Origin of the sequence: Lysinibacillus sp. FN11 (genome assembly GCF_024628845.1) — a bacterium.
Lineage (GTDB): Bacteria > Bacillota > Bacilli > Bacillales_A > Planococcaceae > Lysinibacillus > Lysinibacillus capsici.
Window position 1 is genome coordinate 2,491,568 of the sequence record NZ_CP102383.1, and the last position, 13,417, is coordinate 2,504,984.

General features: G+C 38.2%; 12 protein-coding genes and 1 pseudogene. 1 reads left to right on the plus strand and 12 read right to left on the minus strand.

Features of this window, described 5'->3' with window-relative positions; all coding sequences use genetic code 11:
- Nucleotides 1-207: 207 nt before the first annotated feature.
- Entirely contained in the window at nucleotides 208-513 is a 306-nt protein-coding gene (locus NP781_RS13390; protein ID WP_257520144.1) for a DUF2627 domain-containing protein, read from the plus strand.
- Here the strand turns inward: NP781_RS13390 and NP781_RS13395 are convergent.
- The 12 genes and pseudogenes from NP781_RS13395 to xseA all read right to left on the minus strand — a co-directional run bounded on the left by NP781_RS13395 (nucleotide 491) and on the right by xseA (nucleotide 13,417).
- Entirely contained in the window at nucleotides 491-1,219 is a 729-nt protein-coding gene (locus NP781_RS13395; protein WP_257520145.1) for a glycerophosphodiester phosphodiesterase, read from the minus strand. The genes NP781_RS13390 and NP781_RS13395 overlap by 23 nt on opposite strands.
- Nucleotides 1,212-2,783: a flagellar assembly protein A gene (locus tag NP781_RS13400; protein WP_257520146.1), complete on the minus strand. Its 1,572-nt coding sequence runs from the start codon at nucleotides 2,781-2,783 to the stop codon at nucleotides 1,212-1,214. Before NP781_RS13400 ends, NP781_RS13395 begins: the two co-directional genes overlap by 8 nt.
- A 278-nt stretch (nucleotides 2,784-3,061) precedes the next feature.
- The gene (locus NP781_RS13405) at nucleotides 3,062-3,241 is read right to left on the minus strand and encodes a hypothetical protein (RefSeq protein ID WP_257520147.1); all 180 of its coding nucleotides are present in this window, start codon (nucleotides 3,239-3,241) and stop codon (nucleotides 3,062-3,064) included.
- 298 nt (nucleotides 3,242-3,539) lie between these two features.
- Nucleotides 3,540-4,331 carry a sporulation transcription factor Spo0A gene (gene spo0A / locus NP781_RS13410; RefSeq protein ID WP_016993890.1) on the minus strand — a complete coding sequence of 264 codons (792 nt, stop codon included), beginning with the start codon at nucleotides 4,329-4,331 and terminating at the stop codon, nucleotides 3,540-3,542.
- A 385-nt stretch (nucleotides 4,332-4,716) separates the two neighbouring features.
- Nucleotides 4,717-5,664, minus strand: coding sequence for a SpoIVB peptidase S55 domain-containing protein (locus NP781_RS13415; protein ID WP_009370207.1), 948 nt, complete (start codon nucleotides 5,662-5,664; stop codon nucleotides 4,717-4,719).
- Between the two features lie 122 nt (nucleotides 5,665-5,786).
- Nucleotides 5,787-7,478: a DNA repair protein RecN gene (gene recN / locus NP781_RS13420; RefSeq protein ID WP_257520148.1), complete on the minus strand. Its 1,692-nt coding sequence runs from the start codon at nucleotides 7,476-7,478 to the stop codon at nucleotides 5,787-5,789.
- A 33-nt stretch (nucleotides 7,479-7,511) separates the two neighbouring features.
- Nucleotides 7,512-7,961 (minus strand): transcriptional regulator AhrC/ArgR, encoded by a 450-nt coding sequence (ahrC, locus tag NP781_RS13425; RefSeq protein WP_004231170.1) that lies wholly within the window; start codon nucleotides 7,959-7,961, stop codon nucleotides 7,512-7,514.
- Nucleotides 7,962-8,061: 100 nt separating this feature from the next.
- Nucleotides 8,062-8,880, minus strand: coding sequence for a TlyA family RNA methyltransferase (locus NP781_RS13430; protein WP_221680170.1), 819 nt, complete (start codon nucleotides 8,878-8,880; stop codon nucleotides 8,062-8,064).
- Nucleotides 8,880-10,780 (minus strand): annotated as a pseudogene (dxs, locus tag NP781_RS13435) (1-deoxy-D-xylulose-5-phosphate synthase). Before dxs ends, NP781_RS13430 begins: the two are co-directional and overlap by 1 nt.
- A 163-nt stretch (nucleotides 10,781-10,943) precedes the next feature.
- Entirely contained in the window at nucleotides 10,944-11,825 is an 882-nt protein-coding gene (locus tag NP781_RS13440; protein WP_257520149.1) for a polyprenyl synthetase family protein, read from the minus strand.
- A gap of 3 nt (nucleotides 11,826-11,828) precedes the next feature.
- Entirely contained in the window at nucleotides 11,829-12,062 is a 234-nt protein-coding gene (xseB, locus tag NP781_RS13445; protein WP_008179899.1) for an exodeoxyribonuclease VII small subunit, read from the minus strand.
- The gene (gene xseA, locus NP781_RS13450) at nucleotides 12,059-13,417 is read right to left on the minus strand and encodes an exodeoxyribonuclease VII large subunit (RefSeq protein WP_112118318.1); all 1,359 of its coding nucleotides are present in this window, start codon (nucleotides 13,415-13,417) and stop codon (nucleotides 12,059-12,061) included. The genes xseB and xseA overlap by 4 nt, the downstream gene beginning before the upstream one ends.

Sequence of the window (13,417 nt, forward strand, 5' to 3'; positions counted from 1 at the left end):
CTTATTTTTACAATACTGACAAATTCACAATTTCGCAACTATTATTACATATTCTTATTTAAGTAAGAATTTTCTAAACATTCTGTTACAATTGCTACTTTCTGTCCTGCCATGTTATTAGCTAAAAATATTATATTGGTTTATACCCTTCCTTGACATTCCCCCATCCACAGGTAAAATTAATCATAGGAATAAGGAGGGGTATACATGGCCCGTTTAGCTGCATTTATTGTAATGCTTATTCCAGGTCTTATGGCTGCAGGTGGCATTAAATTTATGCGTGATACATTATTTGGTAAGCTCATTTCACCATTCCCATTTTTATGGCTGCAATTTGTAGTTGGTGTTATTTTCTTCGTCATAGGCTTTGGGTTTTTCGCTGGATTTTTACTGCATCGCGATCGAAAAAACGGAAAAGTAGCACCACGCTTCCAAAAAAATAAAAAAAGCTATCCAAATAAGTCATGCAAGACTTACTGGATAGCTCTTTTTATACCCGTTGCTGAGATGTGATGACTTTATCAGGATAATCCGTAATCCAACCAATAACAGAAGGGTGCGGATTGGTTAAAAATGGTTCTGTGCCATCAATAGCATAAAAACGACATGCTTTTTCACTTGTAATGCAGGACTCCAAGTATCTTGGTTTGTAGTACCTTTTATGCATATGCACACTATCAGCCGCCTTATAATCAGTTAGAAGATCCCATTTTATTTTTTTCGTTGCAATAAGGGCCGTTTCAAATTCAGGTCTATGCTTTTTTACGATCTCTAAAAGCTCATAGTGAAAGGATGAAAAATGACTACCTTTTGGCAGAGCCAAGCCTCGAAGAAAATGAATTAGCCCACTCGTATTGTCCAAGATCGTTGATTTTAATTCAATATTTAACGGCATCTGATGTATATTTGCCCATGCTAAAACTGCCTCAAACGCTGGCATTTTATAGGACGAAAATAGACGTCTCCAAGGCTTGCCAAGTTTAAAGCGCAGAAGCTCCTCCATCGTACAATCACTCACCAATTTATTGGTGCCTACTAACCTCGATAATTGTGGATCATGATACACTACAGGTAATCCATCTTTAGAGAAATGAATATCTAGTTCAATCCCATCAGCACCTAGTTCTAATGCCTTTTCAAAAGCTTGAAAGGTATTCTCTAATGCATAAGCAGAAGCACCTCGATGTGCAAAAACGGGGATAAAGGCTGCCTTAGACATTTAACTCACCAAATTCTAGCAGGAATTTACCATTTGTCATTTTGCTTAATAAAGATGATTTTCTGCCAATTTGAATATAAGTTCCAGGGTGGGCCTCTTTTGTCACAATAATCTCTTCTTTCCCTACATGACGCATTTCATCCATTAATAGTTTTATTTCACGATCTAACGTAATCGCTTCTGCCTTTAATTTTGTTAAGGCTTGCTTTGTTACTTCAAATGACGCTGATTGTTCTTTGGACATTTTATTGAGAAAAGGCAATAAATTTTTCATGCTATTCTCGTGTGCTGAAATCTCTGTTTGCAATTGTTTTAGCTGTGCTGCTTTCTCCTGCACCACGGTGTTATTTTCCTGCTTATTAATACTTTCTATTATTAAATCTGTTCGACGCTCTAATCGGTTTCCTGAAATGGCCGTCACAATCGTATTTTTAGCTACTGCACGTCCCCCAATAATTTTCCCTTTTCGTTCATCCACATATATCGAATGAGCAGAAAGCTGGGATCCTAGTGCATAAAAACCAATATGAATACTATTAGCTGCAAATAAATTTGCTTCATTCACATGTTTAACAAATATATTGCCACCTGCTTCTACCACTGTTGAACCAAGCCCAAAGATGCCACCACGAATATATACATCACCCTCAATGGATTTAATAAGCTTAGCACCGCTTACACCCTCAGCCCCTTCAATGGAAATATCGCCAGTCGCAATAACTGTATAGCCATTTGTTACTGTACCTTTAATACTAAGTGAACCATTAAATTCAAGGTTTCCTGTTTCTACTCCAACATCACCATTTATAGGAAGGTGCCTGTTTACACCAATCATGCCTTTGACATCATCTAAAACGCCAGCAATTTTCGAGCGAATGACGATTTTTCCGTCTTCTTCCACTTCATAGGCAGATTTTGTATCATATTTGATAGGATAATCTCGACCAGGTACAGCAGCAACTTCTTGACCTAGCACATTTTTCCCCGGTTTACCTAATGTAGCAGGGATCTTTTCACCTAGCCAAGAGCCTTCTGAAATTTCCGAAATAAAATTCATATCATAGTAATCCGCTTTACCGTCTTCACGAATGACTGGCTTTCTCTCGGGTTTAGGTAAATATGTAATTTGTGCATCTATTCCTGCTATAGGTTGCTCGCCTTGAGCAATTAAGAATGCTTTTCCTGGTTCAGCCTTCAATATATCAAAATCTAATATGCCGTGTATAATTCCATTTTCATTGAGTGTTTCTCGGATTTGTTGTGTTAATTTTTCTTTATTATTTTGAATATAATCATGCGTTTCATATATAAAAACAGAGGCTGACATCTTATCACGTGCCACTTCTGCTTCAATGTTTGGAAGCCAGCGTCCAATTTCAACAGGATTGGTATTCTGGGTTGATAACACATTTTTTAAAATTGAAAAATTAGATAATTTCAGTCGTGGATGACTACGTAGGATGCTATCAAATTCTTTTAATGGGAAACCTGCGCTAAAAGTAAGCATAAATACCTTGCCATTTTCCTCAGAAATTTCGAAGTTTTCATTTCGAACTAGAATCAAGCTACCTCCTCCTTCCCTCTATATGTAAGTATATACAATCCACTTACATTTGTTTAGAGACCATTGTCACTACCGAGAAAGAAAATAGTACCACTTAATCATTAAAACATAAGACAATATTTTATTTTTTCTAAAAAATTGTAGATATTTAATACTAATAAATTGTTTGTTTTTGAGCTTTTTTATTAAAATTACCGATAAATTCAAAGTAATTCCATCATGCTATTTTGAATAAATCATCTTCCAAGTACAGGTATCAAGGGGCGCTTCCCACTAAACTATAGGTCTTTATGGGTCTTTTTAACTAATGTTGTATTGATATTACTTTCAATTTGGAAAGTAGATCCTAGTTGTATCAATTGCTGTCGATTCATATATTGCATACTTATTTTACCATCGAATACTAAACGCACCTCAAATAGCTCATCTGTTATCTGTGTGATTTCGAGTGAATTCATTCCCTCTAATTGGAAATTTATACTTTTTATTGTGATCACCCACTTATAAGTTTGTGAAAAGGTCTCAAATTATTCAACTTTAGAATATGACTTTAAATTCACTATTCATGTATATATCGTGTATTTTTAGCTGATTTAGACGTTCTTTTAACGCTTTCAATATTAAAGATCAGCCACAGAAATTTCCACAGTATTTGTTCAAGTAACAAAAAAAGCGCCCCTTTAAACAATAAGATTTAAAAAGGCGCTATACTATGCGAAGTATAATTGCTGTATATGTTAATGATATATATCGGTACTAGCTAGCCATCATATCGATACGAATTTTATCTGCGATCATAGCGATGAATTCGCTATTTGTTGGTTTGGATTTCAAGTGATGGACTGTATAGCCAAACATTGACGAAATGGATTCATAATTGCCACGATTCCAGGCTACCTCGATGGCGTGACGAATCGCACGTTCTACACGGGATGGTGTCGTATTAAATTTTTTGGCGATTTCTGGATATAAAATTTTAGTCACAGATCCTAATAATTCAATATCCTCAAAGACCATTTGAATGGCTTCCCGCAAATAGGAGTAGCCTTTAATATGTGCAGGTACACCGATTTCTTTGATGATGGCTGTAATCGTGCTGTCTAATTGATGCTGATTTAATTTTTGAGGTACTGTCGGTTGTAATACGCTTGTCTTTTTCGGAAGTGTCGCCTTCTGTCCAGCACAATGTAAAATCTTTTGTACCAATTGGTCGAATTCAAAGGGCTTTAGCATGAAATAAGAAGCTCCTAGATCCACCGCCTGTTTCATGACATCCTCTTGGCCAAAAGCCGTTAGCATAATGACTTGAATTGATGACATTTTTTCATTTTGATACATGGATTCTAATACAGCTAAACCGTCAAGATGAGGCATTATTATATCTAGAAGTAAAATATCTGGTGTAAATTCCTCAAGCATTTGTAGACATACTTTTCCATTTGAAGCAGTTGCAATAATTTCTATTTCGGCATGTCCTTGAAAATACTGCTCCATTGTTTTTAATAACTCACGATTATCATCTGCAATCGCTACTTTTACCTTTGTCATTTTCAATTCCTCCTTCTGGACTTGCTTTGAACACCTCAAAGCGATAACCTAAACCCCTAAATGCCGTTTTTGGCACACTGTGGAATTTTCGACATTTTTGTTTTAAAAACCTTTTCTATTTCCAAAAATGAGTATGTAGTCCGATACTTTCTTTTAATATCGACAAGTTACGCTAAATGACGCGACTTGTCGAATGCTCTTATAACTTATTTTAGATAAATTTAGTAGATAAAACTACAGTTTTTTTAAATATCATGCCTTCTTCAGGAAATTATCGGAAATACATGTTGGTTTCGATGAAATAAGGGTAAAAAATCCGTGTAGTTTCCCGCGGCTTTTGTCCTGCCTGGGGAAATTTAAACGGATTTTTACCTTTCATACCTTTTTATGAAGACCTTCTTAACATTTCCGCTACTGTTAGCGCTGCACCTTTTTTCGGCTCCTCCACAAACATATGTGTCACAGCTCCGACAAAACGACCGTCTTGGATAATAGGACTGCCACTCATTCCCTGCAAAATGCCACCTGTTTTTTCAATGAGCTTCTCGTCAGATACTATAAATTCAAGGCGTTCATTTTCCACTTTGGTAATTTCTATTGAAAAGGTTTCCACCTTACTGCCTTCAATGGCTGTATAGATTTCAGCTTTCCCCGTTTTTATATCTTTTTCATGCATAATTTCTATCGCTTTGGGTAATCTTTGTTGATAACCGTCTTCCCAGCGGCCAAAAATACCATAAATAGTATTTTTATCTATACTACCTAGACGTTCTTGATGCTTTTCAATGGAGGAAATTTTATAGCCTGGTTGGCCTGGTGTGCTTTTTCGGATTTGCTGAATAGAAGCTAAAAAAATGGAGCCAGCTCTAAAAACAGGGGCTTCTTGTAGGGTTGAATCGACAATTTGATGACCTAGTGCACCGTAATTTTTTGTCTCTGGATCAATATAAGTCAGTGTTCCTACTCCATCTGTTTCATCTTTTAAAAAGGAAATGACATGCTCTGCTTCTTGGTTTTGTAATTCCAATGTAATTTGTTGGCCTTCACTATTGATCGTCCATTTCTGTTGGCCATCTTTTGCCACAGCCTGCTTGGCATCAGCAAGGGATTTTACTGGTATATCGTTTATTTTTTCAATAACTGCGCCTCCTTTCATCCACTGATTGGAAGCTAACAGTACATCGTGTGCGACAAATACATGTGACAATTGAAGTTGAATTCCAATTGCTTCGCCCATCGGTATAAGCTTTTTGGCGGCTAAAGCTTGTATAGGCATCACTAATAAAAAGATGAGCATAGGCAAAATGACTAATTGACGCCAATGACGATTCATACGACACCTCCTTTTCATTTTTGTCTTTTTACTATGTGTTGTTGTGACGTTCTTATAAGCGGTAAATATTTGCGCAAAATGAAAAAAGCCAGAAACAGCTGAAACTGTTTCTGGAATAATGGTTAACGCATTTGTTTTTTTCGTTCATCTGCCATTTTTAAAAGCTCCGTGGCATGCTGTAGTGTCAAAGCTGTAATTTCAGTTCCAGACATCATACGGCTAACTTCCTCTATACGAGCATCTTGATCAATTTCTGATAAGGAAGTAAACGTTCGATCATGTTCGACTTCTTTTTTGATGAAGTAATGATGATCAGCCATCGCTGCAACTTGAGGTAAATGTGAAATACATAAAACTTGAGAATTAACAGAAATTGCGGCAATTTTCTCTGCAATCGCTTGCGCAACACGACCACTAACACCTGTATCCACCTCATCAAATATAATGGAAGTAATTCCATTGGAAGAAGAGAAAATGGTTTTCAATGCTAGCATCATTCGTGATAACTCTCCGCCTGATGCAATTTTCGGTAAAGACTTTGGTGGCTCCCCAACGTTTGTGGAAATGTAGAAGATAATTTGATCTTTCCCATTTGCGTCGAAATAGGGTAATTCATCGAAATTGACAATAAATTTTGCTTTTTCCATATGTAATTCACGTAGCTCTGCCATAATTGCTTCACTCAATTGTTGGGCTGCAGCTTTACGTACAGTTGAAAGTTCACTAGCCAGCTCATTGAGTACAGCTTCCATCTCTAACACACGTCGTTCTTTCACCTGCAAAATCTCATCACGATTCAACAGCTCATTTAACTCGTTTTTAATTTTTTCATAATAAGCCAAGATCTCTTCCACTGTCGAACCATATTTGCGTTTTAAAGTTTGCAACAACGCTAATCGCTGCTCAACCTCGTTTAAACGCGCAGGGTCAAATTCTAATTCATCTAACACATTTTTGACCTGATAGGCTGCATCCTGTAATGCATAAAACGCAGTTGTAACTGCCTCAGATGATTCTTTGAATTGCTCATCAACCGTTGCAGCATCTTCTAAAGCACCCATTGCCGTTCCGATCCAATCAAGCCCTTTTGTTTCACCTTGAATGGCTTCATAGGCTGCACTAGAGCGTTCAAAAATTTTATTAAAATTCATCAGACGACGGCGTTCGTCTAGAAGCTCGTCTTCCTCACCTAACTTTAAATTAGCTTCGTCCAACTCTTTAATTTGAAATTGATACAAATCGATACGTTGTGCCATCAACTGCTCATCAATGGATATCGAAGCTAAGTCTTTTTTGAGCAAACGGTATTCATCGTATTGCGCTCGATAGGTTTTTTGAATCGGCGACAACTCTTCTTCTGCAAATTGATCAAGCAAATTTATGTGCTGCTTTTCATCCATTAGCTCTTGATTTTCATGTTGGCCATGAATATCAATGAGACTTGCCCCAATGTCTCTTAGTACCGATAAAGGCACAAGCTTACCATTCACTCGGCAAATACTTTTACCAGTATCATTCAAATCTCGACGTAAAATAATTGTATCTTCTTCTATTTCAATGCCTGCTTCTTCTAACTTTTTCAGAACAGGATGAACTGAACTCGAAATTTGAAATAAGCCACCCAATTCTGCTTTTCTTGCGCCATGACGAATAAATTCAGTGTTGCCTCGTCCACCTGCAAGTAAATGCACCGCATCAATGATAATGGATTTTCCGGCACCTGTTTCCCCAGTGAGAACTGTTAAGCCTTCTAAAAAGCTGACAGTCAAATCCTCAATGATGGCAAAGTTTCGAATACTAAGCTCTCTTAACACAAATTGTCACCTCTAAATCAAATTAACCATTTTTTATAGCATGTCTAATAAACGATTTTTTGTATTTTCACGCTCATTTTCATTTCGACAAATAATTAAAATGGTATCATCTCCAGAAATTGTACCTAAAATTTCCGGCCAATCTAAATGGTCAAGTAAGGAAGCAATGGCATTCGCATTCCCTGGAAGAGCTTTCATGACTAAAAAATGTGATGCCCCATCAATACTTACAAAAGCATCCGCTAATGCACGATGTAATTTTTGGACTGGATTGAAACGTTGATCTGCGGGTAGGCTATATTTATAGCGCCCATCCTGTAATGGTACTTTTACTAAATGAAGCTCTTTTATATCTCGTGATACTGTAGCTTGTGTCACATTATAGCCTGCTTCTTTTAAAAAATCGACTAAATCATCTTGTGTTTCAATTTCATGATTGGCGATAATATCCCGAATCCGTATATGTCGTTGTCCTTTATTCAACGAAATCACCTCTTATAAATAATTGTATATGTGTATAATCACACTACCATTTTCCACAAAAAAGCACAAGAAAAAACACGGCTCTATAAGCGAGCACGTGTTATTTTAAAGTATTATGCGCTTCTTCAACGAGTGCATTAAAAGCTGTATATGCAGGTAGCACTTCTTGTCCAATAGGATTCACTAAATGGAATAAAAATTCAATATTCCCTTCTCCACCTGTGATTGGAGAGAACGAAGCATCTTTTACTACAAAACCAATATCAGTTGCCATTGCAGCTGTTTTTTCCAAAACTTCTAAATGTACTTTTTTATCACGCACAATTCCTTTTTTACCTACTTTATCTTTCCCAGCTTCAAACTGAGGCTTCACCAAAGCCATAACATCCCCGCCTGGCAGCAATAATGTTTTTAATACCGGTAAAATCAGTGATAACGAAATAAAGCTAACATCGATTGTTGCAAAATCAGGTAAACCTTCTGATAAATCGGCTGCCGTTGTATAGCGAAAATTCGTTTTCTCCATTACTGTCACTCGTTCATCGGAGCGAATTTTCCATGCTAATTGGTTTGAACCAACATCTAGTGCATAGCAATGTCTTGCTCCATGTTGTAAGGCACAATCTGTAAAGCCACCTGTAGAGGAGCCAATGTCAAGCATTAGCTTCCCTTCTACAGACATATCAAAAATTTGTAGCGCCTTTTCTAATTTAAGGCCTCCACGACTCACATATTTTAAATCTGAGCCCTTTACTTGTAGCGGTGCATCGACGGCAATTTTCTCGCCTGCCTTATCAATTCGTATTTCATTTGAAAAGACAAGGCCTGCCATAATGGACCGTTTTGCTTTTTCTCTTGTTTCACATAGTCCACGCTCTACAAGTAAAATATCTACTCGTTCTTTTGGTTGTTTTGTCATTATTTATTCAAACCCACTTGCTGTTTTTGTTGAAGTAATACGTGCATACGTGCAACCGTATCTTCTGCTGTCATATGAATTTCCGCGAGTAGCTGATCTACGTTGCCATGCTCAATATATTGATCTGGGATGCCCATTCGATCAACTAACGCATTTAAATAGCCGTGGTCATGAGCAAACTCTAATACACCACTACCAAACCCACCCTGTAGAACAGCTTCTTCAATTGTTAAAATCGGTTTTTGACTAGATAATATACGATGTAGCATATCCTCATCCATCGGTTTGATAAAGCGAGCATTGACCACTTCAATATCGATTCCTTGTTGCGCTAGCATTTCAGCAGCAGCCATTGCCATTGGAATCGTTGTTCCAAATGTCAAAATAGATGCGTCTTTGCCCTCACGTAAAACTTCCCAGCTACCAATTGGTAAAGCTATCAGCTCATCATCTAATGGCACACCCATTCCATTACCACGTGGATAACGAAGTGCAATTGGACCACCATCATAATCAATCGCTGTTTTTACCATATGTTGCCCTTCATTCTCATCCTTTGGCATCATGATTGTCATGTTTGGAATATGACGAAGGAAAGCAATATCAAATACACCTTGATGTGTTTCCCCATCTGCTCCCACTAAACCAGCCCGATCAATACCAATAAAGACATTTAAATTCGGGCGAGCAATATCATGCAAAACTTGGTCATATGCACGTTGCAGGAACGTAGAATAAATCGCTAAAAATGGTTTCATCTTTTGCGTAGCTAATCCTGCAGCCATCGTTGCCGCATGTTGCTCCGCAATCCCTACATCAAAGAAACGATTTGGGAAGTCCTGTTGAATACCTTGTAGCTTTGAACCTACAGGCATGGCAGGTGTAATCGTTACCACTCGCTCATTTTCATGAGCAATTTTACGAACCGTCTCAGCAATTAAACTACTCCAAGCGGGTCCAGTAGTCTCAGACTTCACAAAGGCACCATTTTCAATTTTATAAGGACCTGTTCCATGCCAATTCCCAATTGTATCATCCTCGGCTGGCTTATAGCCCTTTCCTTTTTCGTAATCACATGAACAAGGACTGGCCCTTTTACTTTTTTCGCGTGTGATAATGTCATTTCAAGCGCTTCAAAATCATGTCCATCAATTGGACCAAGATATTTAAAACCTAGCTCCTCAAAAAACACACCAGATACTACTAAATATTTTAAGCTATCCTTTACGCGTTCAACAGTAGAGGCAAGCTTTCCACCTAATACTGGAATCTTATTAATAAGTGACTCCAGCTCTTCCTTGGCTTTTGAGTATTCCTTGGCTGTACGTAGACGACCTAAAACATTGTGTAATGCGCCAACATTTGGTGCAATCGACATTTCATTATCATTGAGGATGACAATCATATTTGTTTTTGCATGGCCAATATGATTTAATGCCTCAAGTGCCATACCCCCTGTTAAAGCCCCATCTCCAATAATAGGGATAACAAAGTTGTTTTCTTTTTTTATATCACGTGCTGCTGCCATACCCATGGCTGCTGATAAAGATGTCGAGCTATGACCTGTTTCCCACTCATCATGTTCACTCTCCACGCGCTTTGGGAATCCACAAAGCCCTTTGAACTGACGTAGTGTGTCAAATTGACTCGCACGACCTGTTAAAATTTTATGCACGTAAGCTTGGTGGCCAACATCCCACAAAAACTTATCTTTAGGACTGTCAAACATTTTATGCAGCATCATCGTTAACTCAACTACGCCTAAATTCGGCCCGATATGCCCACCTGTGACAGAACATTTTTCGATTAAGAAGGTACGAATTTCTTGGGCAAGCTGCTCAAGCTCCTTCTTATTTAAGTTTTTTAAAAAGGATGGACTAGTTATTTTATTTAAATCCACCTTTCTCACACACCTTTTCAATAAAATATTCACCGCAATTGTGTTTCCACCATTATAGCAGTGTTATCAATATGCTAAAAGTACGAACACTTCATTGTTTACATATTGCAAACGTCCCCACCTATTCTAGCATATTCTTTTCCTTCAACGCCTTGATTTTCTCTTAGTTTTTACGATGAACGATATAAGCAGCAAAGTCACGTAATAGGCTGACATCTATTGGTAATTGATCGAGTGCGTTAATGGCATGTTGATAATGCTCAGCAAGCTTTTCTTTCGCTCCCTCTAGGGTTAAGAGGGCTGGATAAGTGCTTTTATCACTAGCGACATCTTTTCCAGCTGTTTTTCCTAGTTCTTCAGTCGTTCCCTCAATATCTAAAATATCGTCTTGAATTTGGAAAGCTAAACCAATATGATGCGCATATTCTTTCAATGTAGCACGGTCTTGTGCTGATACATCTGCAAGTACGGCTCCCGCTTCAATACTAAAACGCAATAAAGCACCTGTTTTATTGACATGGACTTGTTCCAATTCAGCTAAATTAAGCTGACGTTGCTCCCCTTCCATATCTAGTACTTGACCACCAACCATGCCTTCTGCACCTGCTGCAATGCTTAGCAATTGGACAAGTTCAATACGCTTTTCAGCAGAGATATCCATGCGAGCTAAAATGCCAAATGCCAGTGTGTTTAATGCATCACCAGCAAGCGTAGCCAGCGCTTCTCCATAAACTTTATGATTTGTTGGCTTGCCTCTTCTAAAATCATCATTATCCATGCTTGGTAGATCATCATGGATTAAAGAATATGTGTGAATGATTTCAATAACCGAACCGACAATCAAACCGTCCTGAAGATTTTCACGGTAAAGCTCTAGTACCGCTAACACAAAAAGCGGACGAATTCGTTTACCCCCTGCCTTTAATGAATAAAGCATGGATTCCTTTAAATCTGCTGGTGCATCAATTTGTTCAACAAGTGCAAACATCGTCTCTTCAATCTGTGGTGTATTGCTTTCAATAAAGTACTTTAATGGCTCATTCATTTCCTAATTCTCTCCCTTTAGTGGATCAAATGCTGTTGTTTCACCAGTCTCTTGGACAATTGATACAAGCTGCTCCTCAGCATGTTGCAGCTTACTATGGCAAAACTTTGATAGCTCCATTCCTTGCTTGTATAAATCAATCGCATTTTCCAATGGCACATCACCCTGTTCTAACTGGCGAACGATTTCTTCTAGTGCCGTCATGGCTTCTGCAAATGTTTGTTGTTTTTCAGTCACAACAATTCCCCCTCATTCTTTGGCAAGATATTCGTCACGTTAGCCACAACCTTTCCATCATGGAAAGTCAGTGTCAGTTGATCTTGCTTTTGCACCTCAGTGGATGATTTGATCATTTGCTGATCTTTATATGCTACTGTAAATCCTCTTGTTAGAATGGACAGTGGATTTAAAGCTTCTAATGTTCTAACGGTTGACTCAAATTGTTGTTGCTTTTTTGCCACATAATACGTTGTAGCACGTGATAATTGTTGGACGCGCGCTTCAAGCTCTCTCTGATGAAAAGCAAGTGCCTTTTTGGGTGAATGTTGCTCCACCGTACTATGTAATTGTTGAAGTTGGGCAGCTTTTTTCATCAAGCTCACTTGCATTGCTGCTTGTAATCCTGACTCAAGCTGTGCCAATCTTTCTGTAAAAGGTCGATAAAGTCTTTCCGGCATGGACAATGGATAAGACTGTTGGAGCTTATTAAGACGTTGTCGCTCTGCCATAAGTTGCGACCTAACCATTTGGTGAAGCTGCGATTTCTGCGTAAGCACGCGTTGGTAGAGATCCGCTTGATCTGGCACAGCCATCTCAGCAGCAGCTGTTGGAGTAGGTGCACGTAAATCGGCTACATAATCGGCGATCGTTGTATCTGTTTCATGGCCAACCGCACTTATAATAGGAATTCGGCTTTCAAAAATAGCTCTTGCTACAATTTCTTCATTAAAAGCCCATAAATCCTCGATGGAGCCTCCTCCTCGCCCGACAATCAACACATCACAGCTTGCCTCTTGATTAGCACGTTGAATATTTTGCACAATATTCGGTGCAGCCTGAGCTCCTTGCACAAGTGTTGGATAAATCAAAATTTCAGCAAGTGGATAACGCCTCTTTAAGGTTGTACAAATATCCCGTATAGCTGCACCAGTTGTTGACGTGAGTACACCAATTTTTTCAGGAAATTTTGGTATCGGTTGCTTCCACTCAGGTTTAAAAAGGCCTTCTTTTTGTAATTGCTCTTTTAATTGATTGAAGGCAACAAATAAGCTACCAATGCCATCCGGTTGCATTTCCTGTACATATAGCTGATAAGTTCCATAGCCTTCGTAAACGTTTACATCCCCTCGGATAAATACTTGCATACCTTCCTTTGGTTCAAACGCTAATTTGGTAGCCGCTGCTTTAAACATCGTCGCAGCTATTCGGGCACCATCATCCTTTAATGTAAAGTAAATATGGCCGGATTGATGAATTTTCACATTTGATAATTCACCTTTTACATACACTTCACGCAAATGTGGATCTGCATCGAATTTTCGTTTAATATATTTTGTTAACGCTTTTACTGTTAAATAAGAAGCAGAGGACAT

Excerpts from the sequence above, each read along its gene's own strand:
- NP781_RS13390 (WP_257520144.1), top strand. The coding sequence starts at position 208 with ATGGCCCGTTTAGCTGCATTTATTGTAATGCTTATTCCAGGTCTTATG.
- NP781_RS13395 (WP_257520145.1), bottom strand. The coding sequence starts at position 1,219 with ATGTCTAAGGCAGCCTTTATCCCCGTTTTTGCACATCGAGGTGCTTCT.
- NP781_RS13405 (WP_257520147.1), bottom strand. The coding sequence starts at position 3,241 with ATGAATTCACTCGAAATCACACAGATAACAGATGAGCTATTTGAGGTG.
- spo0A (WP_016993890.1), bottom strand. The coding sequence starts at position 4,331 with ATGACAAAGGTAAAAGTAGCGATTGCAGATGATAATCGTGAGTTATTA.
- NP781_RS13415 (WP_009370207.1), bottom strand. The coding sequence starts at position 5,664 with ATGAATCGTCATTGGCGTCAATTAGTCATTTTGCCTATGCTCATCTTT.
- NP781_RS13430 (WP_221680170.1), bottom strand. The coding sequence starts at position 8,880 with ATGACAAAACAACCAAAAGAACGAGTAGATATTTTACTTGTAGAGCGT.
- NP781_RS13440 (WP_257520149.1), bottom strand. The coding sequence starts at position 11,825 with ATGAATGAGCCATTAAAGTACTTTATTGAAAGCAATACACCACAGATT.
- xseA (WP_112118318.1), bottom strand. The coding sequence starts at position 13,417 with ATGTCCTCTGCTTCTTATTTAACAGTAAAAGCGTTAACAAAATATATT.